The following is a 24682-nucleotide window of genomic DNA, read 5'->3' as shown; positions in this document are numbered from 1 at the left end:
ACGTGCGCTGGAAGCGGACATCCGGCGGCCGTAGCGTCGGTGGCATGACGGACTTCTGGAACGACGTCGATCGTCACGTGGTGCGCTACGGCGGGGGCTTCACGCCGGAGATCATCACGCGGGCCGCGGGCAGCCATGTGTACACCGAGGACGGACGGGCCATTCTCGACTTCACCTCCGGGCAGATGAGCGCCATCCTCGGCCACTCGCACCCGGAGATCGTCGACACCGTCCGGCGGCAGGTCGGCGAGCTCGACCACCTGTTCAGCGGGATGCTGTCCCGGCCGGTCGTCGAGCTGTCGCGGCGCCTCGCCGAGTCCCTCACCGCCGCGCAGGACGCCGTCGAGCGCGATGCGCCCGGCGGCGCGGCGGCCGCCGGGCGGCTGGAGAAGGTGCTGCTGCTGACCACCGGCGCCGAGTCCAACGAGGCCGCCGTGCGCATGGCCAAGCTCGTCACCGGCGGGTACGAGATCGTGTCGTTCGCCCGGTCGTGGCACGGGATGACGCTCGCCGCCGCCGGGGCGACCTACAGCGCGGGGCGGCATGGCTACGGGCCGGTCGCGCCCGGGAACTTCGCCATCCCGGTGCCGGACGCGTACCACCCCGACTTCACCGACGCCGACGGGAACCTCGACTGGCGGCGCCAGCTCGACCACGCCTTCGCGCTCTTCGACGCGCAGAGCGTCGGTGCGCCCGCCGCCTGCCTCGTCGAGCCGATCCTCAGCTCCGGCGGGGTCATCGAGCCGCCGCCCGGGTACCTCGCGGCGCTGCAGCGCAAGTGCCGGGAGCGGGGCATGCTGCTCATCCTCGACGAGGCCCAGACCGGGCTGTGCCGCACCGGCACCTGGTACGCGTTCGAGCGCGACGGCGTCGTGCCCGACATCATCACCCTGTCCAAGACGCTCGGCGCCGGGCTGCCCCTCGCCGCCGTCGTCACCACGGCGGAGATCGAGCAGGCGGCGTACGAGCGCGGCTTCCTCTTCTACACCACGCACGTCAGCGACCCGCTGCCCGCCGCCGTCGGCAACACCGTCCTGGACATCCTCGAACGCGACGGGCTCGACCAGCGGGCCGCGAAGCTCGGCGACCAGCTGCGCGCCGGGCTGCTCGAGCTGCGGGACCGGCACGCCGTCGTCGGCGACGTGCGCGGGCGCGGGCTGCTGCAGGGGCTCGAGCTCGTCGCCGGCGCCGAGACGCCGCACGGCGCGGACCGGCTCGGCGCCGAGGTCACCCGGCGGTGCCTGGAGCTCGGGCTGCACATGAACGTCGTGCAGCTGCCGGGGATGGGCGGGACGTTCCGGATCGCGCCGCCGCTGACCAGCAGCGACGAGGAGATCGCGCGCGGCGTGGAGATCCTCGACGAGGCCATCACCGGGGCCGTTGCCGGCCGATGAGGACCTGTGCGAGGTCGGTAGCGAGCCCGCTCCAGGGCGGCTAGGAGGCGGTGTCCAGGCCGGAGCGGACCGCGTACAGCGCGGCCTGGGTGCGGTCCTGGACGCCGAGCTTCGTCAGGATCGCGCTCACGTGCGTCTTCACCGTCTTCTCCGCCAGGCCCAGGGTGCGGGCGATCTCGCGGTTCGAGCGGCCCCGCGCCACCTCGGCCAGGACCTCCCGCTCCCGGGCCGTCAGGTGCGCCGCCTCCGCCGGCGCCGGGCCGTCGGCCAGCATCCGGGCCACATCCGGGTGCAGCAGGACGTGGCCGGCGTGCACCGCCCGGATCGCCGCGGCCAGCGCCGGCGGGTCGACGTCCTTGTACACGTAGCCGGCCGCACCCGCCCGCACGGCCGGCAGCACCGCCGACGGGTCGGTGAAGCTCGTGATCACCAGCACCCGCGCGCCCACCGGCGGCGCGCCCCCGGCGGGGCTGCGCAGCGCACGCAGCGCCTCCACGCCGTCGCCGCCGGGCATTCGCAGGTCCAGCAGGATCACGTCGGGGTCGGTGCGGCGGGCCTCCGCCACGCACGACGCGCTGTCGCCGGCCTCGCCGACCACCGCGATGTCGTCCTGCAGGTCCAGGAACGTGCGCAGGCCCTGGCGTACCACCGGATGGTCGTCGACGACGAGGACGCGGATCGGGTCAGGCACCCGGCACCTCCAACGTCACCACGGTGCCCTCGCCCGGGCTTGACTGCACCACCAGGCGCGCGCCGGCCGCACGGGCCCGCTCGCGCATCGACGCCAGGCCGAGCCGGGGCCGCGGGGCGCCGTCCGCCGCCGTGTCGCGGCCCGGCGGCATGCGGCCGTCGAAGCCGCGGCCGTCGTCCGACACCGTCAGCACCACGCCCGGGCCCGCCCGGCGCAGCTCCACCGCCACGTGCCGCGCCGATGCGTGCCGCAGCGCGTTGTGCAGCGCCTCCTGCGCGATGCGGTACGCCGCCTCCTCCCGCTGCGCCGGCAGCCGCGGCACCGCGTCCGCCGCGAACGACACCCGCGGGGCGTGCACCCGGTCCAGCAGCTCCGCCTGCCGCTCCAGCGCCGCCGACAGGCCGTCGCCGGCCAGGTCCACCGGGCGCAGACCGACCACAATGGACTTCAGCTCCGCCGTCGCCTCCGCGGCCAGGCGCCGCACCGTGTCCAGCTCCGCCGCCGCCCGGGCCGGATCCCGCGCTACCAGAGCGGCCGCCGCCTCCACCGTCAGCCTCAGGCTAAAGAGCTTCTGCGTCACCGCGTCGTGCAGCTCGCGCGCGATGCGCTGCCGTTCCTCCACAATGGACAGCTCGCGGCTGCGCTCGTAGAGGCGGGCGTTCACGATCGCGATCGCGGCGTGGCCGGCCAGCAGCTTCAGCAGCTCCTCGTCGGCGGCGTCGAAGCCGCCGTGCCGCTCGTCGGCGGCGGGCTGCCTGTCGGTGGGCTGTTTGTCGGTGGGCTGCCCGTTGACGTGCTGCTTGTCGGCGAGCTGTTTGCCGGCCGGCAGTTTGTTCGCGAGGAACAGCTCGCCGAGGATCTCGGTGCCGTCCACGATCGGCATGCCCAGGAAGTCCACCATCTCCGGGTGCGCCGCCGGCCAGCCCTCGAACCGCGGGTGGCGGCGGATGTCCGCCGAACGCACCGGGCTCGGGTCGCGCAGCATCGCACCCAGCAGGCCGTGCTGGCGCGGGATCGGGCCGATCGCCCGCCACTGCTCGGCGCTCAGGCCGTCGGCCAGGAACTCGCGGAACGAGCCGTTGCCGTCCGGGATGCCCAGCGCCGCATATTGGGCACCGAGCAGCCGCCGCGCAGCCGAGACGATCGTCTGCAGGACCTCGCGCACCGACAGGTGGGCGGTGACGGCCAGCACCGCCGCGCTCACCTCGCGCAGCTCCTCCCGATCGCATCCGGCCACGCACCCACGGTACCGATGCCGGGTCTTGCTCTTGAAGGTCCTAGGACCAAGGACCTAGGCGCGGGCCGGTCCGCGGCCCGATGGCACGCGGCCGGGCGCTCCATAGCGTCGGGAGCATGACCGAATCCAGTTTGAGCGAACATGGCAGTACCGAACGCAGTGGAACCGGCAACAGCGTTCGCGGGGAACCGGCGGCGCGCACCGCCATCGTCACCGGCGGCTCCCGCGGCCTCGGACGCGCCCTCGCCGAGGCCCTCGCCGGGGACGGCTGGATCGTCGTCGTCGACGGGCGCACGCTGCGCTCCGGCATCGCCGCCGAGATCCCCGGCGTCGTGCCCGTGCCCGGCGACGTCACCGACTCGTGGCACCGCGGGCTGCTGCTCGAGACGGCGCTGGAGACCGGGCGGCTCGACCTGCTCGTCAACAACGCCGGCATCCTCGGGCCCAGCCCGCAGCCGGCGCTCGCCGACTACCCGCCCGAGGCGCTGCGCAGCGTGTTCGAGGTCAACGTCGTCGCGCCGCTCGCGCTCACGCAGCTGGCGCTGCCCGCGCTGCGCGACCATGGCGGGGCGGTCGTGAACATCAGCTCCGACGCCGCCGTCGGCGCCTACCCGGGGTGGGGCGGCTACGGCGCCGCGAAGGCCGCCGTCGAACAGCTGAGCAACGTGCTCGCCGCCGAAGAGCCCAAGCTGCGGGTCTGGTGGGTCGACCCCGGCGACCTGCGCACCCAGATGCACGCCGAGGCGTTCCCCGGCGAGGACATCAGCGACCGGCCGCTGCCGTCCAGCGTGACGCCCGCGTTCCTGTCGCTGCTGGAGCGGCGGCCGGAGTCCGGGCGGGTGCGGCTGTGAGCACCGTCGTGACGCCGGTCGGCGAGAACGTCACCGCCGACGTGTTCGGCTCGGCCGCGTTCGAGCTGCCGGCGGCGCTCGAGGCCCACGAGCCGCCGGAGGCGCGCGGGCTCGCGCGGGACGAGGTGCGGCTGCTCGCCGGCGGGCCCGACGGGGTGTCGCACCGGCGCTTCACCGACCTGCCGAAGCTGCTGCGGGCCGGGGACGTGCTCGTCGTCAACACCTCCGGGACACTGGCGGCGTCGGTGCCCGTCGTGGGGGTACCGAATCGGCTGCACTTCTCGACACTGCTGCCGGACGGGCGGTGGGCCGTCGAAGTGCGGGGCCGGGACCGGCGGCCGCTGCCCGGGCGGGCCGGTGAGCTGCAGCTGCCGGGCGGCGCCGCCGTCACGCTGGAGGAGCCCTACACGCGCGGGCGGCTGTGGTCGGCCACCGTACGCACCGCGCTGCCCGTGCCGGAATATCTGCAGCGGTACGGGCAGCCGATCCGCTACCGGTACGTGCGGCGCGACTGGCCGCTGTCGTACTACCAGACCGTGTTCGCCACCGTGCCCGGCAGCGCCGAGATGCCCAGCGCCGCGCGGCCGTTCAGCGAACGGGTCGTCACCCGGCTCGTCGCCGCCGGGATTCAGTTCGCGCCGCTGGTGCTGCACACCGGGGTCGCGTCGCCGGAGGCGCACGAGCGGCCGTACCCGGAATGGTTCTCGGTGCCCGCGACCACGGCGCGGGTCGTCAACGACGCCCGGGCGGCCGGCGGGCGGATCGTCGCGGTCGGAACGACCGCGGTACGGGCGCTGGAGAGCGCCGTCGGCGCCGGCGGACGGGTCGAGGCGCGCGAGGGATATACCGATCTCGTGATCACGCGGTCACGGGGAGTGCGTGTCGTGGACGGGCTGCTGACCGGATTCCACGAGCCGAAGGCGTCGCACCTGGATCTCCTGGCGGCCGTCACCGACCCGCACACGCTGCGGAAATGCTATGCGGAGGCGGTGCGGGGGCGGTACCTGTGGCACGAGTTCGGGGACGTGAACCTGTTGCTCCGGTGAGGAAGCTGGGGGGTACCGTTGAACGGTGGCGGACGACGCTACTCGCGCTGAGCTGGAGCGGCTACGTTCAGCCGTCGCCGGCGAGGTGAACGGGCTCGAGGCAGACCTGCATGCCGTGTTCGAGGCGAGTCAGGACTCCAACGCCGACGACGAGCACGACCCCGAGGGAACCACGATCGGCTACGAGCGCGCGCAGCTGACCGCCGTCCTCGCCTCGACCCGCCGCCGACTGGCTGACCTGGACGAGGCTCTGGCGCGTCTGGATGCCGGCGCCTACGGCATCTGTGAGCGCTGCGGTCGCCCGATCCCGGCCGGTCGCCTCGCGATCCTCCCGTTTGCTCGCACCTGCGTCACCTGCGCGTGAGACTCACCGCGCACGTCGGCAGCGTGCTCGTGCCGCGTAACTCCGCGTATTTCTCCCCGGCGACCTGGTGGTTGATGCAGGCAGGATGGATCGATGGCGACGATAAGGCGGTTCGACACCGCCGATGCCCTCGCCGTGGCGGGCCTCTGGGGAAGGATGTTCTGGTGCCTCTCGACCTGGAAGCGCGCCGCCGGTCCTGCGTCACGTGGTGACGCGCGCCGGCTCTCCGCGTGTGCGTGCGCTGCCGACGTGTTGCAGCAATGCGATCAGCACGTCCTTGCCGGACTGCCGGCGCCGCGCGTCGCAGAGCATGATGGGAACCTCGGACTCGAGGTTCAGCGCCTGCTTGATCTCGTGCAGCTCGTACAGGCTGGCGCCCTCGAAGCAGTTCACGGCGATGATGAATGGGGTGCCGCGCCGTTCGAAGTAGTCCACCGACGGGAAACAGTCGGCGAGCCGGCGTGTGTCGGCCAGCACGACGGCGCCGGTCGCGCCCAGCGCGAGCTCGTCCCAGAGGAACCAGAACCGGTCCTGGCCAGGCGTGCCGAACAGGTACAGCACCAGATCTTCACTGATGGTGATCCGGCCGAAGTCCAGCGCAACGGTCGTGGTGGACTTTGCCTCCACGCCGGTGAGACTGTCCACGCCCGTGCTGGCCTCGGTGATGATCTCCTCGGTGCGTAGCGGACCTGTCTCGCTCAGCGCACCGACCATCGTGGTCTTGCCGACGCCGAACCCGCCCGCAACGAGGATCTTGACCGCGGTAGGTACCACCTCAGAGCCTCCGTAGGCCATTGATCGCCGCCTCTAAAATGTCGACGTCGGGACGGGTCCCGGCTGGGTGAGGTTCATGAACCTGGACCAGGCCCCGGTTGAGCAGGTCGCCAAGCATGACGCGGATGGTGCCGAGCGGGAGTTTGAGATGCGCGGTCAGCTCGGCCACGATCTGCGGTCGCTGACACAGCCGGATGATGGATAGGTGCTCGGGCTCCATCCCGACCTCGGGCGTCGTCGTGGCAACCGTCGCGGTCACGAGCGCGATGCGGTCGAACGTGCCTCGCACCGGCCGGGTCCGCCCACGGGTCATCGCGTACGGACGCACGACCGGGCCGGCGCCGTCGTCGACCCACTCCTCCACGGGTTCGGGAGCACTCATCGTGGCGCGTCACGCTCCCCCGGCCAGCTCGTCCGATCGCGGAGGCGTGTCGAGGAACTTCCCGACGCGGACGACGAGCATCGCCATCTCATAGGCGATGACGCCCAGGTCGCCGTTCTCCGATGCGAGGACCGCAAGGCATGAGCCGTCGCCGGCCGCCGTGACGAGCAACGCAGCCTGTTTCATCTCAACGATCGTGTGCTGCAAGGGCCCGCCGTTGAATCGCTTGCCCGCCGCGCGAGCAAGGCTCTGGATGCCTGACGCGATCGCGCCCAGTTGCTCCGCATCGTCCCGGTTGAGCGCGCCGGACGCCGCCGTCAGCAGGCCGTCCACGGAGAGCACAATCGCGTGCTCGACTTGATCGATCCGAGCAACGAAATCGTCTAACAGCCAAGTCAGGTTGGCGTTCGTCGTCATCTGCGCCACAGGTTTCCCCTTATGTCAGGCCCGCGATTGGTGAGTTCGGTCCCGTCGGTCTGGTTACGTCGTCGGCTGTTCGTTGCCGCTCGACGCGGTACGGGTCGGGAGGGGTGGCGGTGGGTCGCTGTGGTTGGCCGAATCTTGGGACTCGTCGGCTCGAGCTCGGCGGATGCCCTCCTGATAGGAGGAGATGCGGCTGCGCACCTGCTCGGGAGTTCGCGGCGGCTCCGCATCGGGCGCCGGGTCGTCGGCGATATCGAGGTCCCGCAGCGGTGCCGCAATGTTGGCCTGGCGCACTCGAACGGGCAGACCACCCTGGGTGAACGCGCTGTCCGCATCGGCGGACGCCGCCGGCTCCTCATTGCTCCCAGCGGCCGGCGCCGCGGGGGGCCGTTGCGGCAATCCCGGCGTCATGGTCATCGTCGGGTCGAGGTCCAGATGGGCCGCCGGAGGCCGCTCGGCAAGAGCGACCTGGCCGCGTGCAGTGGGCGCCTCGACGTCAACGGATCCCTCCAACTGGTGCGAACCACGAACCGCCGACGCGCGCAAGCTCGCCGCCGGAATACCGTCGGAACCGTCGTCGGTGTTGCCCGAGCCGTCGCCCAGCAACTCCAGCGGGATCAACACGATGGCCGTCGTCCCGCCGTACGCGGACTCCCGCAGCTGGATCTTGATGCCGTGGCGCTCGGCAAGCCGGCTCACCACGAACAGCCCCAGCCTCGCGGCGCTGCCGAGCACGAACTCGGGGTGGCTGGCGATGCGCTCGTTCAGCGCTGCCAGGTCGTCCTCGGCGATACCGAGACCTCGGTCCTCGACCTCCAGGACATAGCCGGTGCCGACGCGCTGGCCCTTGATATGGACCTCGGTGTGGGGTGGCGAGAACGACAGTGCATTCTCGACCAGCTCTGCAAGCAGGTGCGTCACGTCGCTGACGGCCCGCCCGGCCAGCTCCACCACCGGCCCGATCGGCTGGACCGTGACCCGCTCGTACTCCTCGACCTCCGCTATCGCGCCGCGCACGATGTCGTGCATCGGCACGGTCCGGCGCCAGACGCGGCCGGGGCTGGCGCCGGCCAGCACGATCAGGTTCTCGGCGTTGCGCCGCATTCGGGTGGCAAGGTGATCGACGCGGAACAGGCCGTCGAGCTTTGCCTCGTCACCCTCCTGCCGCTCCATGCCGTCGAGAAGGTTGAGCTGACGGTGAATCAGCGATTGGGAACGTCGAGCGATGCTGAGGAAGACGTCGCGGACGCTACGGCGAAGGTCGGCCTGTTCGACGGCGGCCTGAATCGCGGTCTGCTGTACCGCGTTGAACGCCCGGCCTACCTGGCCGATCTCGTCGTTGCCGAATTCCAGCGGGGGCGCCTCATGCTCCACGTCGACCGCCTCGCCGCGGCTGAGACGGGCCACGACGCTCGGGAGACGCTCATCAGCGAGCTGCCGCGCCGCGTCGCGCAGGCGTTCCAACTGCCGCAGCATCCGGCGGGCGGTGGTGATCGAGACGATGATCGACGCGATGACGGTGACCAGTCCGAGGCCGGCCGCCAGCAACAGGCGGACGAAGACCCAGATCGCGATCGGCGTGGATCGCTCGACGAGGTCCTTACCGCCGGTCACGACGACGTTGTGCAGGTCTGTCAGGGCAGGGTCGACAGCAGTGCGCCAGTCCTCCTTGGTGGCCGGCGGCTTGGCTCCCGATCGTCCCTCGAGAATCACGCGATCTTCGATCGCGCGGAGCGTCGTGAAGGCTTTGCCGCCGATCATCTGGTCGTACCGCGCCCGGTCGGCGCTCGGCAGCCTGGCCGCCGTCTCGCCGCCGAGGAATCGTTGGGCGCCGACGATCTGGGTGAATCGCGCGCGCTCGTCGGCCGTCATGGTACCGGCCGCGATGGAGCCCGTCAGGAGAGCATCCTCCTGGGACATCAGCTCCCACGTGCGGTTGAGCTGGATCAGGGCGGCCGCGTCGGCGGCAGCGTCCTTGTCGTCCAGGCTCCCCAGTGCGTCGTAGACGTCGAAGAGGGAACCAATCAGATCGGTGAAGGCGCTCGACGCCGCAGTACGGTCGATGGCACGGGAGTCGATCGAGGCTCGGGTGGCCGCCAGCCCGTCCAGGCCGGCGACGACCTTGTCGACTCGTTGCTGCAGCCCCGCATCGCCCGTCGGGTTGGCCTGCCAACTCTGAACCGACTTCTTGAACTCCGTGCCGGCCTGCTCGGTCTTCTGCCGTTGGGCGGCCAGGTCCTGGCGTTGCTGATCACCGGGCGCGCCGAGGTAGGCCGTCGACAGCCGGCGTTCGGTCTGGAGGTCCAGCAGCAACGGTTCGCTCGGCTGGTAGATCTTGGTGTTGTGCGCCTGCACCCAGAACAGGTTCAGGCCTTCCCGGAGGGTCACCCACGCCGCGAACGCCCACAGAGCAGCTAGCGAAACAAGTAGCGCGGTAATCTTCGCACGCAGATTTATGCTGCGAGAACCCATCACACCATCCGTCGCCGCTGGGAATCAGAATGTCAACGGGTATTTGTGAAAGTCGTTCGCGTCGCGGACTTTCCCACCTGCTAGACCCCGCGCACCGTAACAGCCATCGAAGGCCCACTCAAGTCTGCCTGGTCAGCGTAAGTTTTAGCTAGCGGCGTGCGGCAATGTCGCCGGTCGCCGCCGAGTCCGGTCCCGCCTGCGTCAGGTGCAGCGCGGCGACCGCCGCGGCTCGAACAATCGCTTTCGGCAGATAGAGTTCCTTGCCGTACCACAGCGGAGGATCGGGCTGTGCGCCCAAGGCCTCGCTCAGGAAGGCGTACCCCTGCCGGACGGCCTCGTTGACAGCGCGACGAGCCGGGTTGCCCGTGGCCAGCAGCACCTGCATGGCGTATGCCGTCTCCTCGGTGGTGCCCGACCATCGGCCCCATGAGCCGTCGGTCCGCTGCGTCCTCAAGACCCAGTCCACAGCCCTGGCGACCGCCTCGCGCGCCGCCGGCCCACGGCCGGATTCATCGAGCGCGACCGCACAGCAAGCCGTCGCGTAGTACGGCGAGGCGTGCCACCGATCGTGCCACGATCCATCCGCTCGCTGTTCGCCCGACAGCGTCGCCGACAGTTTGTCCAGCACTTCGCGATAGCGCGGCGACGCATCGGCGGTAGTGATCACAAACTGGCCGAAGGCATCCAGAACATGAGCATTGGTGGTGACTGAGAAGCCGTCCTCGCCGGGCCAGGTGCAAAAGCCGGCCGGCGTCTCAAACGCAAACAAGCTGTCCGGGGCGATCGGCCGACCGAGTTTTGCCAGCGCGTACAGCGTGACGGAGCTGGTGTCCGCGTCTGCGGGAAGTCCGGCTCCGGCGGCGACGCCGATCGGCTCCACGGTCGCGGCAAGGTCGTCGAGCAACGCCGATGGCACGGCGAATGGCACATCGGCGCGCGCCAACGTACTGAGCACCCAGGAGCGCTCGAACGCTCTGATCGGGAATGGGCACGGGACCGGGCCGCCCTGCAGGGCGATGACGTCGTCCAGGAATTCCCTCGCCGGTCCCGTCGATCCCGATGCCGCGGGCCCGAGCCACGCGGCGGTGGCCGCGGGTGACGCGCCGACGGCGCCCGGCGGGGCCGGGCGCACGCCTGGAGCGCCTTGCTCCCCGTACGCCAGCACCTCAAGGAAATGGACCAGCTTTGCCGGCATTTTGCCCTCGGCCGTGAGCTGCCGGGCCGCGGCGAGGCGTTTGCCGTTCATGCCCGGGGGCAGGCCGAGGCGGCGACCGCTCCACCAGGCGGTCAGCCCCCTGATCGGCGTGTCGCTGTCCGGGCGGAGCAGTTCGTTGATGGAGGACACGAGGGCCGGCACGAGGACGTCGATCGCCGGCGTGTCCGGAAGCGACAACGCCCCGGTCTGCAGCCAGTCGAACAGCGCCTGCAGTCCGCGACGGGCCGCGCCGGTGAGGTCGTTTTCGCCGACGCCGTGCGGGGGGTCCGCGTCAATGCTGCGGAGCGTCTGCACGATGGCCTCGGTGGCGCTCAATGTGGGTACGAGTGCGTACCCCTCCGGTTGCCCCCAGCCACCGTCGGATCTCTGGGTGTCCAGGAGGTACCGCAGCCGCCGGTCGTGCCCGGTCAACCATGGCGCCACAGTTACGACACGCGCGGTTTCGTACACCGACGGGCCTACCTGGCCCGAGGGCTCGAGCATCATCTGGGTGATCAGCTCGCGCGCCGACGCTGCTGTGTCGATGTGCGTGACGGCGAGCGACGGTGCGATCTCGCCGGCCTCCTCGATCGTCATGCGTCACCCCAGAAATCTGTGACCTGGTAGAAACCGCCCGTGAATCCGATCTGCCGCCTCAGGTAGACGACCTGCTGTGGACAGGTCCGCTCCAACGGGCGCAGGAGCTGTTGGAACTGCTCGGTGAGCGTGGTGATCCGCCGGGACACGTCGGCGTGGTCGGTCAGCATGAGGGCGTTGAGATCGCCCCACACCACGTCGCGCCCGTGCGTGGCCAGATCGTTGACGAGCCGCAGCACACGCTGGGCCTCGCGCCCGGCCGCGGTGAGCTCGTCGAGCCGTTCCAGGCAGGTCCGGTCACCGGTGAAGAGCCAGTGCGTGACGTTGACGAACGACAGGCCGGTGTTGTCGGCGATGTCCAGGTACTCGTCGAACGTCGGACCGGAGGCCCCGGCGGCGATGGCGGACTTCCACTGCCATTCCTGAGCCATGGCGGCCAGCATGCGTCGGGCCTCGTCGTGCCAGAGCGAACGCCGGGCCGGGAACGCAGGTGCGGTCGTCAACTCGTCCCTGATCTCGGCCAGGAACCATCCGAGCGGGCTGGCCGCCCGCGGCGCTGCGCCATCGGCGACGGCGAAGCAATCGGCGATGATGGTCGTCACTTCTTCGCGCGACGACGCCTCGTGGTCCATCAGCCAGTCCGCCGCGAAAACCCACAGCGAAACCCGGTTCACGACCCGCAGCTGCTCGCGTGTGCACCACGGAGCGCCGAACGCGGTTGCGTGCGCGATGGCGCTGAAGAGGGTGTGGTCGAACGGCTTGGCCCCGAAAAGCTCCTGGTGAGCGGCGGCGCATTCCTGCAGGTCACGCTGGCCGGCGGCAGCGAGTGCACAGATTCTGCCGTGCTCGGCCCCCACCAGTACTTCGTCGCGGCTGGTGAGCGATGTGCGCATGCGTGACCCTCAGCTCGCCCGGGGACGGTCGACCGGTACGAGCGTCAACTGCGCGCTCTGACGTGGCCGGAGCGAGGCACCCATCCGTGGGGTGAGGTCGCCCTTGCCGTGCATCTGAATCCGGAACCGGCTCAGGAGCGTCGCAATGATCAGCGGCGCCTCCATGAGAAACAGGTACTGACCGATGCACTGGTGCGGGCCGCCCCCGAACGGAAAGTAGGAGTTGCGGTGCTCACGTCGTGGCGCGGTAGGAGAGAAACGCTCCGGGTCGAAGGCGCCAGGACGCTCCCAGAACGCCGCCATCCGCTGGGTCACGTACGGACTGACGAGGATCGTTGCCCCGCTCGGGATGCGCGTTCCGCCGAGGTTCTCGCTCTCCACGGCCGTGCGCGGGATCATCCAGCCGGCCGGGAACAGCCGCAGGAGCTCGTCGAGCACCATCCGGGTGTATCGGAGCTCCGCCACGTGGGACCGCTGGAGCTGCTCCGCGCCGACCACCTGGTCGATCTCGTCGACGAGCCGGGCCGCCACCTCGGGATGTGTGTCGAGCACCGGCCACAACCAGGACAGCACCGCGATGGTCGTCTCGGTCGACGTCGAGAACATCGCCACGACGTCGTCACGAATCTGTCGCTCGGTGATCTGCTGCCCGTTGACCATGCGCGGCCGGCACAAGGTGGAGAAGATGTCCTGGCCGTCATCCGGCCGGCGCAGCGTCTCGCTGATGATCGGGAGCACGATGTCGTCGATGGTCCGCACGGCGTCACGGAACGCGCGATCTCCCGGCATGGGAATCGCGTCCGGCATGAACGGTACGAGGAGCCGCGGAACCATCGCCGTCGCGATCGTGCCCAGTGCGGCGACGATCCGCATCGCGTCGGGCACCGAAATCTTGTCGCCGAAGAGCACTCGCATGGTGGCTTGGCACACGATCCGGGACAGTGTGTCGCTGGCGTCGACCGCCTGCCCTGTCCTGGCCGGCTCGTCCAGCGCGTCGACCGCCTCGCCGATCGCCGCGGCCATCGCGTCGATGAGTGTCTCGACCCGCTTCGCGGTGAACAGTGGCTGCAGTACGCCCCGGCTGGACTCCCACAGCGGACCCTCGACCACGAGGATCGCCTCCCCGACCGCCCGGCGCACCGGCCGCCAGAGCAGGCCTTTGCCGTCACGTGTGTAGTTGCTCGCGTTGTCACGCAGAACGTGCTGCAGGTGTGTGGGATGCGTCACCATGTACGGGCGGAACGTGCCGAAGTTCAGCCGTACAATCTCGCCGCCGGCCTCGTCGGCGAAGCCGACCAGTGCGTCAAGCGGACTGCGAACGAGCCGTGGCAGCGCCCGGCGTAATGGTACGGTGCCGGCCGTGGTGGCCGTGACCTCATGGATGGCGGACATGAGCTAGACCCCCAACGCCCAGGGCTCGCGGAACCCTGACTTGCAGCAGTACGAGCGTTCTGTGTTGTCTCGATCATCTCATCCGTGGCCGGCGCGCGTAAGCCCGAATATCGCTCCATGTACATCTTTCCCTGTATTTGCGTGTTCTTGCTGGCCCGGTAACGCGCCCGAAACTTGCGCAGACTTTCCGCAGGCGGCGACCCGGTAGGGTCAGGGGAATGGCGTTGTCACCGTCGGAACAGGTCGCCGAGGCGCTACGGGAGTTCGCCGAGCGCATCGACGTGTTCGATCCCTTGCCCGGGCCGGCCGTCGCCGAGATCAGGGTGGGGGAGCGCACCGTGCCGCTGCGAGCGCCGGTGGCGAAGGCGTTCGCCGAGGCGTTGCGGGCGTACCAGGACCCGCGCGACCGCGGCACCTGCGACCACTGCGGCGGACCGCGACTCGACGACAACTTCGTGTGCGCCGACTGCGGCCGGCCCAGCGGCGTGTTCGGGCAGCTGTTGCAGGAGCGGGCCGCGCGGTACGAGGGCCCGGCGGAACTGCCGGACTGATCGGCGCGCAGACGCCTAGCCGCGTTGGGCCGTCTCCCGCAGCCGGGCGAACTCGGCGGCGAGGTCGGCGAGCCGGTAGTGGGCGTTGAGGCCGGACGGATTGGGCAGGATCCACAGCCGCGTCGCCCCGAGCGGCGCACCGTCCTGCGGCCCGACCTTGGCGGCCTGCACGCCGAACGCGGTGCGGAACGCGGTCACGCCGAGGACGGCGAGCCACCGCGGCGCGTGTTCGGCCACCTTGGCCCGCAGGATGACGCCGCCGGCGGTGAGCTCGTCGCGGGTGAGCTCGTCGGCGCGCGCGGTGGCGCGGGCGGCGAGGTTGGTGATCCCGAGCCCGTACCCGGGCAGCGTGTCCTGCTCGTCGGGGCGCAGCTGCCGGGGCGTGAACCCGCCGAGGTGCAGCGCGGGCCAGAAGCGGTTGCCGGGCCGGGCGAAGTGGTGCCCGGTGGCCGCGGACCACAGGCCGGGGTTGATGCCGCACAGCAGCACGTCGAGGCCGGGCGCGATGACGTCGGGCAGGAGCCGGTCGGCGGCGGCGAGAAGGTCGTCGCGGCTGGGGCGCACGCGTGGCGGCCCGCCGTGGTTCACTGTCGACGCCATGCGGTCAAGCATGCCAGGGCGCGCCGCCGTGGATGCTGTCGGACGAGGCGGACCTGCCGCGCCGGCTGGGCCGGCTGCCGTCTAGCGTCTGGGCCATGGGCGATCGGCGGTTGATTTCGAGTGGTTCGACGTTCGAGCAGGAGATCGGCTATTCCCGGGCGGTCGTCGACGGTGACTGGGTGCACGTGTCGGGCACGACGGGCTTCGACTACTCCGCGATGACGATCTCCGATGACGTGGTCGAGCAGGCGGAGCAGTGCTGGCGCAACATCGACGCGGCGTTGCGGGAGGCGGGCGCGTCGGTCGGCGACGTGGTGCGGGTGCGGTATCTGCTGCCGGCGGCGGCGGATTTCGAGCCGTGTTTCCCGGTGCTGCGCCGTTGGATGGGCGACGTCCGGCCGGCGGCGACGATGCAGGTGTGCGGCCTGTCGGATCCGCGGATGCGTATCGAGATCGAGGTGACGGCCCGCCGGGCCGGCAGCCGGGTGGCGCAGGGCCTCGGCTGGCCGCGCTAGCGGCGGTTACCGCTGTTCGACGGTGATGCCGAGCGCCGCGGCGACGATGTCGGCGAGGCCGGCCGGGTCGCCGGTGGCGATGGTGGCCCCGGCGAGACCGGTGATGCCGGTGACGCCGTCGAGGGTGCAGCCGTTGAGGCGGGCCCCGGCGGCGGTGGCGCCGTCGAAGCGGGCGCCGGTGAGGTCGCAGCGGATGAACGCCACGCCGGAGAGGTCGGCGTCGCCGAAGTCGGCGCCGGCGAGGTCGGTGCCGGTGATGACGACGGCCTGCAGCCGGGCGCCGCGGAAGACGGCGCCGGCGGCCCGGCTGTCGCGGATGGTGACGTCGTGCAGGGTGCCGTCGAGCCAGTGCAGGCCGGTGAGGCGGGAGTCGCGGATGGCGACGCGGTGCAGGACGGACTGGTCGGCGCGCACGTCGGTGAGGTCGGTGTGTTCGATGAGGCAGTCGGTGAGGATGGCGCCGGCGAGGGCGGTGCCGGCGAGGTCGGCGCGGTTGAACCGGCATTGGACGAACTCGGCGCCTTTGGCGGTGCGGCCGGTGAGGGCGAGGTCGTAGAACCCGAGCGCCCAGTAGGTGCCGTCGTCGCGCAGGTCGTCGTCGTCGACGGTGGCGAACTCGAGGGCCCTGGGCGGCCGTGGCCGCGCCGGCGCGGCCTGTTCGAGGGCCGGGGCGGGCACCGGCTGGGTGGGCATGGGGTGTGACGTTAGTGGCAGGTGTGGCGGCCCGGCGAACCGCCCGCGGCCGGTCCGGGGAAAATCACCGGGCAATCGCGGCGACGCGTGCCTATCCTTGCGAGCGTTATGTCTGAGGTGTCCCAGCCGACGAGCCTGGGCGAGCTGCGCGCTCGCCTCGCCGGGCTCATGCCGCAGGATCAGCATCGGCTGCGGCGGCGGATCGACGGGGCGAAGCGGTCCCGTAACGCGCAGGGGATCGCGGAGGCGATCAAGGCGGACGTGGAGCGGGCCGAGCAGCGTGTGGCCGCCCGCCGGGCCGCGATGCCGCACATCAGCTATCCGGAGCAGCTGCCGGTCAGCCAGCGCAAGGACGAGATCCTGGCGGCGATCCGCGACCACCAGGTGGTGATCGTCGCGGGCGAGACGGGTTCGGGCAAGACGACGCAGCTGCCGAAGATCTGCCTGGAGCTGGGCCGGGGCGTGACCGGGCAGATCGGGCACACGCAGCCGCGGCGGATCGCGGCGCGCACGGTTGCCGAGCGGGTGGCGGAGGAGCTGGGTTCGCAGCTGGGTGCCACGGTCGGGTTCAAGGTCCGGTTCTCCGACCAGTCCGGCGACGGCACGATGGTGAAGGTGATGACGGACGGCATCCTGCTGGCGGAGATCCAGCAGGATCGGCTCCTGCGTCGCTATGACACCCTGATCATCGACGAGGCGCACGAGCGCAGCCTCAACATCGACTTCATTCTCGGGTACCTCAAGCAGCTGCTGCCCCGCCGCCCCGACCTGAAGCTGATCATCACGTCGGCGACGATCGACCCGGAGCGGTTCTCGCGGCATTTCGGCGACGCCCCGATCGTGGAGGTGTCGGGCCGGACGTATCCGGTGGAGGTGCGGTATCGCCCGATCGAGTCGGCGGACGAGGGCGCCGAGGAGGTCGACCAGTTCGACGCGATCTGCAACGCGGTCGTGGAGCTGCAGGCGGAGGGGCCGGGCGATGTGCTGGTGTTCCTCAGCGGCGAGCGGGAGATCCGCGACGCCGCGGACGCGCTGACCCGCCTGGAGCTGCGCAACACCGAGATCCTGCCGCTGTACGCGCGGTTGTCGTTCGCGGAGCAGCATCGCGTGTTCCAGCCGCATGCGGGCCGCCGGGTGGTGCTGGCGACGAACGTGGCGGAGACGTCGCTGACGGTGCCGGGCATCAAGTATGTCGTGGATCCGGGCACGGCCCGGATCTCGCGGTACAGCCACCGCCTGAAGGTGCAGCGGCTGCCGATCGAGCCGGTGTCGCAGGCGTCGGCGAACCAGCGCAAGGGCCGCTGCGGGCGCACCTCGGACGGGGTGTGCATCCGGCTGTACAGCGAGGAAGACTTCAACGCCCGCCCGGAGTTCACGGATCCGGAGATCCTGCGCACGAACCTGGCGTCGGTGATCCTGCAGATGATCTCGCTGGGCCTGGGCGACCTGGGGGCGTTCCCGTTCATCGACCCGCCGGACCGGCGCAACGTGACGGCGGGCGTGCAGCTGCTGGAGGAGCTCGGCGCGCTGGAGCCGGGCCCGCGGCTGACGGACCTGGGCCGCCGGCTGGCGCAGCTGCCGGTGGACCCGCGGCTGGCCCGGATGGTGCTGGAGGCGGAGCGCAACGGCTGTGTCCGCGAGGTGATGGTGATCGCGGCGGCGCTGTCGATCCAGGACCCGCGGGAGCGCCCGGCCGACAAGCAGCCGCAGGCGCAGCAGCTGCACGCCCGGTTCGCCGACAAGGACTCCGACTTCACCGGGTTCCTGAACCTGTGGAACTACCTGCAGGACAAGCAGCGGGAGCTGTCGAGCAACCAGTTCCGCAAGCTGTGCCGGGCCGAGTTCCTCAACTACCTGCGGGTGCGGGAGTGGCAGGACATCTTCAGCCAGCTGCGTCAGGTCCTGAAGTCGATGGATGTGACGCCGAACGAGGAGCCGGCGGCGCCGCTGCCGATCCACGTGTCGCTGCTGTCGGGCCTGTTGTCGCACATCGGGTTGAAGGACGCGGAGAAGAACGAGTACCTGGGTGCGCGCGGCGCGCGCTTCGCGGTGTTCCCGGGTTCGGCGCTGTTCCGCAAGACGCCGCGCTGGGTGATGGCGGCGGAGCTGGTGGAGACGTCGCGGCTGTGGGCGCGGGTCGCGGCCCGTGTCGAGCCGGAGTGGATCGAGCCGCTGGCGCAGCACCTGGTGAAGCGGCAGTACAGCGAGCCGCACTGGGAGCGCAAGCAGGCGGCGGTGATGGCGTCGGAGAAGGTGACGCTGTACGGGGTGCCGATCGTCGCCGCGCGGAAGGTCAACTACGGCCGGATCGACCCGGTGCTGTCGCGGGAGCTGTTCATCCGCCACGCGCTGGTGGAGGGCGACTGGGAGACGCAGCACGCGTTCTTCGCCGAGAACCGCCGCCTGCTCGACGAGGTGGAGGAGCTGGAGAACCGGGCCCGCCGCCGGGACCTGCTCGTCGACGACGAGACGCTGTTCGAGTTCTACGACGGCCGGATCGACGCCGAGGTGGTGTCGGGCCGGCATTTCGACAGCTGGTGGAAGCGCACGCGCCGCGAGCAGCCGGACCTGCTGACGTTCGACCCGGCGATGCTCGTGAACGCTTCGGCGGATGCGGTACGCCAGGAGCAGTACCCGGACGCGTGGGAGCAGGACGGCCGGCGGTTCCCGTTGACGTACCAGTTCGAGCCGGGCACGGACGCCGACGGCGTGACGGTCCACATCGGGCTGCCGCTGCTGGTGTCGGTCCGCGACGCCGATTTCGGGTGGCAGGTGCCGGGGCTGCGCGAGGACCTGGTGACGGCGTTGATCAAGTCGCTGCCGAAGGCATTGCGGCGCAACTTCGTGCCGGCCCCGGACACGGCCCGCGACGCCCTGGCGGAGATGCCGGTCCGCGACGGCGACCTGCTCGACGCCCTGGAGCGGCAGCTGCGCCGGATGACGGGCGTGTCGGTGCCGCGCGAGGAATGGGACTGGTCGCGGGTGCCGGAGCACCTGAAGATGACCTTCCGGGTCGTCGACGACGCCGGGAAGGTGCTGGGGGAGGGCAAGAGCCTGCCGGCGCTGCGGGAGAGCCTGGCGCCGAAGGTGCAGGCCACGGTCGCGGAGGCGGCGGTGGACGTGACCCGCAAGGGCGCGACGAGCTGGGAGTTCGGCACCCTGCCCCGCACCCTGTCACGCACGGTGGCCGGTCACACGCTCACCGTCTACCCGGCACTGGTCGACGAGGGCACGTCGGTGGCGGTGCAGGCGTTCGACCTGCCGGCCCGCCAGCAGCTGGAGATGTGGGCGGGCACCCGCCGCCTGCTGCTGCTGACGCTGCCGGCGCCGGCCCGGTTCGTGCAGGGCCGGCTGTCCAACGAGGCGAAGCTGGCGTTGAGCCGCAACCCGCACCGCAACGCCGTCGACCTGCTCGACGACTGCGCGGCGTGCGCCGTGGACCAGCTGATGGCGGACGCGGGCGGCCCGGCGTGGGACGAGGCCGGGTTCGCGGCGCTGCGGGACAAGGTGCGCGCCGACGTGGTGGACCTGACGCTGGACGTGGTCGGCAGGGTGCGCGGGATCCTGGCCGCCGCCTACGACGTGGAGCAGCGCCTGACCCGGACGAAGAACCCGCTGCTGCTGCCGGCGTTGGCGGACATGCGCGGCCAGCTGAGCCGGCTGGTGTACCGCGGGTTCGTCACCGACACGGGCTGGGCGCGGCTGCCGGACCTGGAGCGGTACCTGCGCGGCATCGAGCGGCGCCTGGAGAAGGTGCCGACGGATCCGGCCCGCGACCGGGACCGGATGCTGACGGTGCAGGAGGTGCAGCGGGAGTACGACCAGCTGGCGTCGACGATGTCGATGTCGCCGCAGCTGCGCGAGATCCGCTGGATGATCGAGGAGCTGCGGGTGGGCCTGTTCGCCCAGGCGCTCGGCACCGCCTACCCGGTGTCGGACGTGCGCATCTACCGCGCGATGGACGCCCTGCCGGCCTGATCAGGAGTGACGGCCCGATCAGGGCTGCCGGCCTGATCAGGGCGGGGAGCGCCGGACGCGCAGGGCCGGGGCGAGCGCGGCCACCGCGGCGGCGAGCACCGCGAGCAGCAGCAGCGCCCGGCCCAGCCCGGCCACGTCGGCGACGGCGCCGATGAGCGGCGGCCCGACGAGGATCGACCCGTACCCGATGCTGGTCACCACCGCGATCGCCTCGGCCGGCCGCGCGGTGTCCCCGGCGGCGCTGACGGCGGCCGGGAACACGAGGCAGATGCCGAGCCCCCACAGCAGCGCACCGGCGTACGCCAGCGGAGTCCACGCCGGCAGGACGGTCCCGGCCACCCCGGCGACGCCGAGCAGCCCGCCGGCGCGCACGGCACCGGCGCGGCCGAGGCGGGCGACGACGGCGGTGCCGAGGAACCGCCCGCCGGTCATGGCGGCGGCGAACACGGTGAACCCGAGCGCCGCCGACGCCTGCGACTGCCCCCGCTCGGTGTCGAGGTAGAGCGCGAGCCAGTCCCCGGCGGCCCCTTCGGCGATAGTGGCGCAGCACGTGAGCGCCCCGATGAGCAGCAGCCCGCGCGCGAGCCGGGGCCGCCCCCGCTCGCCGTCCGAGGGGGTGCCGGGCGCGTCGGCGCGCTCGTCGAGGTACCAGCCGAGCCCGGCGTAGGTGACGACGAGCGACGCCGCGGCGGCGAGCGCCAGGTGCGGCCCGACCCCGAGCCCGCCCCGCGCCGCGAGCGACCCGGCGGCCGCCCCGGCGATCGACCCGAGGCTCCAGCACGCGTGGTAGCGCGGCATCCACTCCCGCCCGGCCCGCCGGTCCACGGCGCTGCCCTGCACGTTCATGGCCACGTCCCAGGAGCCGTAGGCGAGCCCGAGGACGAACAGCGCCGCGGCGAGGGTCCCGAGCCCCGGCGCGTACCCGGCGGCGCCGAGCGCAACGCAGGACACGACGGCGGTGGCGCCCACCCAGGCGCCTGCCGAAGCGCCGGCACAGGTGCCCGGTGGCCGGCATGGACAGCAACGAGCCGATGCCGAGGGCGAGCAGGGCCCGGCCGAGCTGCCCGGCGCTGATGTCAAGGTGCCGCACGACGGCCGGGATGCGCGAGACCCAGGCCCCGACCAGGGCGCCGCTCGCGGTGAACACCAGGGCCGTGCCGGTCGCGGCCGCCCGGAGCCCCGTCCTCACGTTGGGCGCCGCGGCGGTCAGTACTGCTCGGGCCGGCGGAACGTGACGGTCTGGTCGTTGCCGGGCGGCGGCTGCCCCGGCCCGCCGGGGTTGATGATCTGCGTCGCGCCGCCCTGCTGGTAGGGGTCGACGGGCGGCGGGAACGAGCCGTGCGGAGATCCGTAGGTGGTCGGCGCCGCCGGGCTGCCGTACGTGCTCGGCTGCGCGGGCCCGTAGCCGCCGCCGGGCGGGAACCCGCCGCCGGGGCCGGGCACGACGGGGTGCATGCCGGTGTCGGGCTCCTGGCGGTCCTTGCGCCGGAAGTAGAAGAGGCTGCCGACGAGGCCGAGCGCGCCGACGATGGCGACGATGCCGACCCAGAACCCGAACGACAGGCCGCCGCCGTCGCTGGTGCGGCCGGTGGCCGCGTCGGTGGTGGGGATGATGACCTGACCGCCGGCCTCCGGCGGGGCGAGGGTCTCGTCGCCCAGGGCCGGCGTCTCGCTGGTTGAGGCGCTGGACGTCTTCTTGGGGGTGGCGGTCGCCGACGGCCCGCCGGTGACGCGCAGGTTGAAGCTGGCGCCCTTGCCGTTGGCGACGCGGACGCTGCCGTTGCCGGAGCCGGCGCGGTTGAGCTTCATGGTGAACCGCCCGCCGCCGGACTTGCCGGGGCCGAGGGTGCCGTTGGAGCGGCAGGTGACGGTGCGCCCGCCGGGGCCGACGTCGCAGCCGGGGTTGTCGGCGGGGTCGGCGCTGGCGTTGCCGGGCGTGGTGAGCATCACGGTGAGCCCGGTCGCCGGCTCCTTGGAGATGTTCTCGACCGAGAACTGCAGGGTCGCCTTGTCGCCGACCTTGCCCTCGATGCGTTCGGGCTGGACGGTGACCTTGAACGTGTCGGCGGCCCAGGCGGGGCCGGCGAGGGCCACCGCGCCGGCGACCGTGCCGACGCCGACCGCCGCGACGGTCGCCACCGTCGCGCTCCAGCGTCTCAAGCTTCGGACGTCACCCATGCCTCGGCGGACGATAGCAGCATTTGTCAACGATCGCCCTCCGCCGCCCGGTGGGACGAATCGCGCACAGGGGTCTGAAACAGGCGGAACAACCACCACAGGGAGGGCGCCAGGATGGCGGCGCCGGCGAGGACGGCCCAGAGCGTGGCGCGCATCACGGCCGGGGTGGCGGCGACGCCGGAGACGGTGGTCGACGGCGGCAGCAGGTACGGGTACTGGGCGGCCGCCCACCCCCACAGCATGGCGGCGACGGCGAGCCCGCCGGTGATGCGGACGGCGACGTAGCGGCCGGCGGCGAGCAGCCCGATGGAGGCGAGCCCGGCGAGCGCCGACGCGGCGATGAGCGCCGCCGGGACGGGCCGCCACAGGCGGTCGGCGAGCCATCCGGCGTCGAGCCGCACGACGAGGAGCCCGGCGGCGGCGAGGACGCCGGTGGCGGCGCCGGCCCACAGCGCCAGGCGGCGCATCTGCGGTACCAGATCGGGGTCCTCGCGGCGGGCGTCGAGGGTGAGGAAGACCGCGGCCAGGTAGGCGCAGACGGCGACGGCGAGCGCGCCGGTGGCGATCGACGTCGGGTTCCACCACGAGGTGAGCAGGTCGCCGCGCCCCGCCGTCCACGGCGGCACCCGGCCCGAGGCGACGCCGCCGGCGACGGCGCCGAAGAAGAACGGCGTGACGACGGAGGAGAACGCGAACAGGGCGCCGAAGATGCGCTGCCGCCCGACGGTGTCGCTGGTCTTGCGGAACGCGAACCCGGCGCCGCGGCCGATGATGCCGAGGGCGGCGCAGGTGAGCGGGATGTACATGGTGGCGGCGACGCCGGCGAACACGGCCGGGAACCCGGTCCACAGCAGCACGACGGCGAAGATGAGCCACACGTGGTTGGCCTCCCACACCGGCCCGATGGCGTGCTCGATGAGCTTGCGCCGGCGCATGCCGGTGCGTGCGCCGCCGGCGAAGAGGTCCCAGAACCCGGCGCCGAAGTCGGCGCCGCCGAAGAGGGCGTAGGCGGTGACGGCGAGGAACAGCACGCCGAGCAGCAGGTCCGCGGAGGTCAGGTGGCTCATCACGGCACCGGGAAGGCCGAGACGTCGGACTCCTGCGGCGCGACGGGGACGGGCTTGTCGCGGGCGAGGCGGCGCAGCACGTACACGGTGGCGATGGTCAGCAGCGTGTACACCACGGTCAGCACGACGAGCCCGGTGCGCAGGCCGGGCGCGGTGTTGACGGCGTCGTGGGTGCGCAGGATGCCGTAGACGACCCACGGCTGGCGGCCGGTCTCGGTGGTGGTCCAGCCGGCCTCGAGGGCGAGCACGGCGGCCGGCCCGCACAGCGCGGCGGCGCGCAGGAACCACCGGTTGGTCAGCCACTGCCGCCGCCATCGCCAGATGAACGCGAACGCGGCGGCGACGCCGAGCATCGCGAACCCGGCGCCGACCATGAGCTGGAACGACGCGTGCACGACGTTGACCGGGGGCCGCTGGTCGGCGGGGACGGTGTTGAGGCCGGTGATCTCGGCGTTCGGGTCCCAGTGGGCCAGCAGCGACAGGGCGTTGGGGATCTCGATGGCGTAGCGCAGCTCCCCGTCGACGGCGACGCCGCCGATGTGCAGCGGCGCGCCGCGCTCGGTCTCGTAGAGACCCTCCATGGCGGCGAGCTTCACCGGCTGGTAGTCGGCGACGTAGTGCGCGGCCCAGTCGCCGACGCCGACCTGGACCGGGGCCATGACGGCGGCGACGGTGAACGGGACGAGGAAGCCGAGGCGGTGGTACCGGTCGTTGCGCCCGCGCAGCAGCCCGACGGCGTAGACGGAGGCCATGCAGAAGCCGGTGACCATGAACGCGGCGACCATCATGTGCACCGACTGCGGCCCGGTGGCCCGGTTGAACATGGCGCCGAGCGGGTCGACGCCGGTGATCTTGCCGTCGACGAGGTCGAAGCCCTTCGGCTGGTTCATCCAGGCGTTGGCGCTGACGACGCAGAAGGTGCCGACGATGCCGGCGATCAGGATCGGCACGGCGGACCACAGGTGCACGCGGGCGGGCAATCGGTCCCAGCCGTAGAGGTAGATGCCGAGGAAGATGGCCTCGACGAAGAACGCGACCCCTTCGAGGGTGAACGGCAGCCCGATCACCTGCCCGTAGGTGCCCATGAGCCCGGGCCACAGCAGCCCCATCTCGAAGCTGAGGATGGTGCCGGAGACGGCGCCGACGGCGAAGAGCACGCCCATGGCGCGGGCCCAGCGGCGGGCGAGGAGCCGGTACTCGACCTCGCCGGTGCGGTGCCCGCGCCACTCCATGAACAGGGTGATGGCGGGCATGGCGACGCCGAAGCTGGCGATGATGATGTGCCAGCCCAGCGACAGCGCCATCTGGGTGCGGGCGGCGGCGAAGTCGCCGGGCGTTGCGGCCTCGGCGAGGATCGACGGTGACAGCAGGATTTCCACGACGCGTGCC

General features: G+C 71.7%; 22 protein-coding genes. 7 read left to right on the top strand and 15 right to left on the bottom strand.

The window, feature by feature from the left end:
• The first annotated feature begins 44 nt into the window (after positions 1 to 44).
• Entirely contained in the window at positions 45 to 1394 is a 1350-nt protein-coding gene (locus ABD901_RS08825; RefSeq protein WP_345123167.1) for an aspartate aminotransferase family protein, read from the top strand.
• 40 nt (positions 1395 to 1434) lie between these two features.
• On the opposite strand, the gene ABD901_RS08820 is transcribed toward ABD901_RS08825, so the two are convergent.
• Both ABD901_RS08820 and ABD901_RS08815 read right to left on the bottom strand, forming a co-directional pair.
• The gene (locus ABD901_RS08820) at positions 1435 to 2085 is read right to left on the bottom strand and encodes a response regulator (RefSeq protein WP_345123165.1); all 651 of its coding nucleotides are present in this window, start codon (positions 2083 to 2085) and stop codon (positions 1435 to 1437) included.
• On the bottom strand, positions 2078 to 3322 hold the full coding sequence (locus tag ABD901_RS08815; protein ID WP_345123164.1) for a GAF domain-containing sensor histidine kinase: 1245 nt from the start codon (positions 3320 to 3322) through the stop codon (positions 2078 to 2080). Before ABD901_RS08815 ends, ABD901_RS08820 begins: the two co-directional genes overlap by 8 nt.
• Positions 3323 to 3438: 116 nt before the next feature.
• Between ABD901_RS08815 and ABD901_RS08810 the strand changes: the two genes are divergently transcribed.
• From ABD901_RS08810 to ABD901_RS08800, 3 genes are read left to right on the top strand one after another with little or no spacing between them, the layout of a single operon-like run.
• Positions 3439 to 4173 (top strand): SDR family oxidoreductase, encoded by a 735-nt coding sequence (locus tag ABD901_RS08810; protein ID WP_345123163.1) that lies wholly within the window; start codon positions 3439 to 3441, stop codon positions 4171 to 4173.
• Entirely contained in the window at positions 4170 to 5219 is a 1050-nt protein-coding gene (locus ABD901_RS08805; protein WP_345123161.1) for an S-adenosylmethionine:tRNA ribosyltransferase-isomerase, read from the top strand. The genes ABD901_RS08810 and ABD901_RS08805 overlap by 4 nt, the downstream gene beginning before the upstream one ends.
• A 25-nt stretch (positions 5220 to 5244) precedes the next feature.
• Positions 5245 to 5583, top strand: a complete 339-nt coding sequence (locus ABD901_RS08800; RefSeq protein ID WP_345123159.1) for a TraR/DksA family transcriptional regulator — start codon at positions 5245 to 5247, stop codon at positions 5581 to 5583.
• Between the two features lie 201 nt (positions 5584 to 5784).
• On the opposite strand, the gene ABD901_RS08795 is transcribed toward ABD901_RS08800, so the two are convergent.
• The 7 genes from ABD901_RS08795 to ABD901_RS08765 form a co-directional block, all read right to left on the bottom strand.
• Positions 5785 to 6378 (bottom strand): GTP-binding protein, encoded by a 594-nt coding sequence (locus ABD901_RS08795; protein ID WP_345123157.1) that lies wholly within the window; start codon positions 6376 to 6378, stop codon positions 5785 to 5787.
• Positions 6359 to 6739 carry a DUF742 domain-containing protein gene (locus ABD901_RS08790; protein WP_345123155.1) on the bottom strand — a complete coding sequence of 127 codons (381 nt, stop codon included), beginning with the start codon at positions 6737 to 6739 and terminating at the stop codon, positions 6359 to 6361. The genes ABD901_RS08795 and ABD901_RS08790 overlap by 20 nt, the downstream gene beginning before the upstream one ends.
• Before the next feature lie 9 nt (positions 6740 to 6748).
• Positions 6749 to 7165, bottom strand: a complete 417-nt coding sequence (locus ABD901_RS08785; protein WP_345123153.1) for a roadblock/LC7 domain-containing protein — start codon at positions 7163 to 7165, stop codon at positions 6749 to 6751.
• 54 nt (positions 7166 to 7219) lie between these two features.
• A complete protein-coding gene (locus tag ABD901_RS08780) occupies positions 7220 to 9634 on the bottom strand; it encodes a sensor histidine kinase (RefSeq protein ID WP_345123151.1) in 2415 nt (804 codons plus the stop codon).
• Positions 9635 to 9782: 148 nt separating this feature from the next.
• Positions 9783 to 11426 (bottom strand): prenyltransferase/squalene oxidase repeat-containing protein, encoded by a 1644-nt coding sequence (locus ABD901_RS08775; RefSeq protein WP_345123149.1) that lies wholly within the window; start codon positions 11424 to 11426, stop codon positions 9783 to 9785.
• Positions 11423 to 12319: a terpene synthase family protein gene (locus tag ABD901_RS08770; RefSeq protein WP_345123146.1), complete on the bottom strand. Its 897-nt coding sequence runs from the start codon at positions 12317 to 12319 to the stop codon at positions 11423 to 11425. The genes ABD901_RS08775 and ABD901_RS08770 overlap by 4 nt, the downstream gene beginning before the upstream one ends.
• Before the next feature lie 9 nt (positions 12320 to 12328).
• Positions 12329 to 13711 (bottom strand): cytochrome P450, encoded by a 1383-nt coding sequence (locus ABD901_RS08765; RefSeq protein WP_345123143.1) that lies wholly within the window; start codon positions 13709 to 13711, stop codon positions 12329 to 12331.
• A 218-nt stretch (positions 13712 to 13929) separates the two neighbouring features.
• Here ABD901_RS08765 and ABD901_RS08760 point away from each other — a divergent pair, with 218 nt between their 5' ends.
• Positions 13930 to 14262: a hypothetical protein gene (locus ABD901_RS08760; RefSeq protein WP_345123140.1), complete on the top strand. Its 333-nt coding sequence runs from the start codon at positions 13930 to 13932 to the stop codon at positions 14260 to 14262.
• Positions 14263 to 14277: 15 nt separating this feature from the next.
• Here ABD901_RS08760 and mug read toward each other — a convergent pair whose 3' ends face one another.
• Positions 14278 to 14862: a G/U mismatch-specific DNA glycosylase gene (gene mug / locus ABD901_RS08755; protein WP_345123138.1), complete on the bottom strand. Its 585-nt coding sequence runs from the start codon at positions 14860 to 14862 to the stop codon at positions 14278 to 14280.
• Positions 14863 to 14957: 95 nt separating this feature from the next.
• Between mug and ABD901_RS08750 the strand changes: the two genes are divergently transcribed.
• On the top strand, positions 14958 to 15377 hold the full coding sequence (locus tag ABD901_RS08750) for a RidA family protein (RefSeq protein WP_345123136.1): 420 nt from the start codon (positions 14958 to 14960) through the stop codon (positions 15375 to 15377).
• A gap of 6 nt (positions 15378 to 15383) precedes the next feature.
• On the opposite strand, the gene ABD901_RS08745 is transcribed toward ABD901_RS08750, so the two are convergent.
• Positions 15384 to 16070 (bottom strand): pentapeptide repeat-containing protein, encoded by a 687-nt coding sequence (locus tag ABD901_RS08745; protein ID WP_345123134.1) that lies wholly within the window; start codon positions 16068 to 16070, stop codon positions 15384 to 15386.
• 108 nt (positions 16071 to 16178) lie between these two features.
• Here ABD901_RS08745 and hrpA point away from each other — a divergent pair, with 108 nt between their 5' ends.
• Complete coding sequence (gene hrpA, locus ABD901_RS08740; RefSeq protein ID WP_345123132.1) at positions 16179 to 20048, top strand: ATP-dependent RNA helicase HrpA; 3870 nt, start codon at positions 16179 to 16181, stop codon at positions 20046 to 20048.
• 36 nt (positions 20049 to 20084) lie between these two features.
• Here hrpA and ABD901_RS08735 read toward each other — a convergent pair whose 3' ends face one another.
• From ABD901_RS08735 to ABD901_RS08720, 4 genes are all read right to left on the bottom strand, one after another.
• Positions 20085 to 21017, bottom strand: a complete 933-nt coding sequence (locus tag ABD901_RS08735) for an MFS transporter (protein WP_345123129.1) — start codon at positions 21015 to 21017, stop codon at positions 20085 to 20087.
• A gap of 237 nt (positions 21018 to 21254) precedes the next feature.
• Entirely contained in the window at positions 21255 to 22226 is a 972-nt protein-coding gene (locus ABD901_RS08730; RefSeq protein WP_345123126.1) for a hypothetical protein, read from the bottom strand.
• 26 nt (positions 22227 to 22252) lie between these two features.
• A complete protein-coding gene (locus ABD901_RS08725) occupies positions 22253 to 23293 on the bottom strand; it encodes a cytochrome d ubiquinol oxidase subunit II (RefSeq protein WP_345123124.1) in 1041 nt (346 codons plus the stop codon).
• Positions 23293 to 24672, bottom strand: a complete 1380-nt coding sequence (locus ABD901_RS08720; RefSeq protein WP_345123122.1) for a cytochrome ubiquinol oxidase subunit I — start codon at positions 24670 to 24672, stop codon at positions 23293 to 23295. The genes ABD901_RS08725 and ABD901_RS08720 overlap by 1 nt, the downstream gene beginning before the upstream one ends.
• Between the last annotated feature and the right edge of the window lie 10 nt (positions 24673 to 24682).

Source organism: Dactylosporangium darangshiense (assembly GCF_039537565.1).
GTDB classification, from domain to species: Bacteria; Actinomycetota; Actinomycetes; order Mycobacteriales; family Micromonosporaceae; genus Dactylosporangium; species Dactylosporangium darangshiense.
Note: the sequence above shows the minus strand (reverse complement) of the source record. Positions and strands in the feature narration are given on the sequence as shown.

Bases quoted from the DNA above. Each gene is read 5' to 3' on its own strand.
- ABD901_RS08825 (WP_345123167.1), top strand. From the start codon at position 45: ATGACGGACTTCTGGAACGACGTCGATCGTCACGTGGTGCGCTACGGC.
- ABD901_RS08810 (WP_345123163.1), top strand. From the start codon at position 3,439: ATGACCGAATCCAGTTTGAGCGAACATGGCAGTACCGAACGCAGTGGA.
- ABD901_RS08795 (WP_345123157.1), bottom strand. From the start codon at position 6,378: ATGGCCTACGGAGGCTCTGAGGTGGTACCTACCGCGGTCAAGATCCTC.
- ABD901_RS08790 (WP_345123155.1), bottom strand. From the start codon at position 6,739: ATGAGTGCTCCCGAACCCGTGGAGGAGTGGGTCGACGACGGCGCCGGC.
- ABD901_RS08780 (WP_345123151.1), bottom strand. From the start codon at position 9,634: ATGGGTTCTCGCAGCATAAATCTGCGTGCGAAGATTACCGCGCTACTT.
- ABD901_RS08775 (WP_345123149.1), bottom strand. From the start codon at position 11,426: ATGACGATCGAGGAGGCCGGCGAGATCGCACCGTCGCTCGCCGTCACG.
- ABD901_RS08770 (WP_345123146.1), bottom strand. From the start codon at position 12,319: ATGCGCACATCGCTCACCAGCCGCGACGAAGTACTGGTGGGGGCCGAG.
- ABD901_RS08765 (WP_345123143.1), bottom strand. From the start codon at position 13,711: ATGTCCGCCATCCATGAGGTCACGGCCACCACGGCCGGCACCGTACCA.
- ABD901_RS08760 (WP_345123140.1), top strand. From the start codon at position 13,930: ATGGCGTTGTCACCGTCGGAACAGGTCGCCGAGGCGCTACGGGAGTTC.
- mug (WP_345123138.1), bottom strand. From the start codon at position 14,862: ATGGCGTCGACAGTGAACCACGGCGGGCCGCCACGCGTGCGCCCCAGC.
- ABD901_RS08750 (WP_345123136.1), top strand. From the start codon at position 14,958: ATGGGCGATCGGCGGTTGATTTCGAGTGGTTCGACGTTCGAGCAGGAG.
- ABD901_RS08745 (WP_345123134.1), bottom strand. From the start codon at position 16,070: ATGCCCACCCAGCCGGTGCCCGCCCCGGCCCTCGAACAGGCCGCGCCG.
- hrpA (WP_345123132.1), top strand. From the start codon at position 16,179: ATGTCTGAGGTGTCCCAGCCGACGAGCCTGGGCGAGCTGCGCGCTCGC.
- ABD901_RS08730 (WP_345123126.1), bottom strand. From the start codon at position 22,226: ATGGGTGACGTCCGAAGCTTGAGACGCTGGAGCGCGACGGTGGCGACC.
- ABD901_RS08725 (WP_345123124.1), bottom strand. From the start codon at position 23,293: ATGAGCCACCTGACCTCCGCGGACCTGCTGCTCGGCGTGCTGTTCCTC.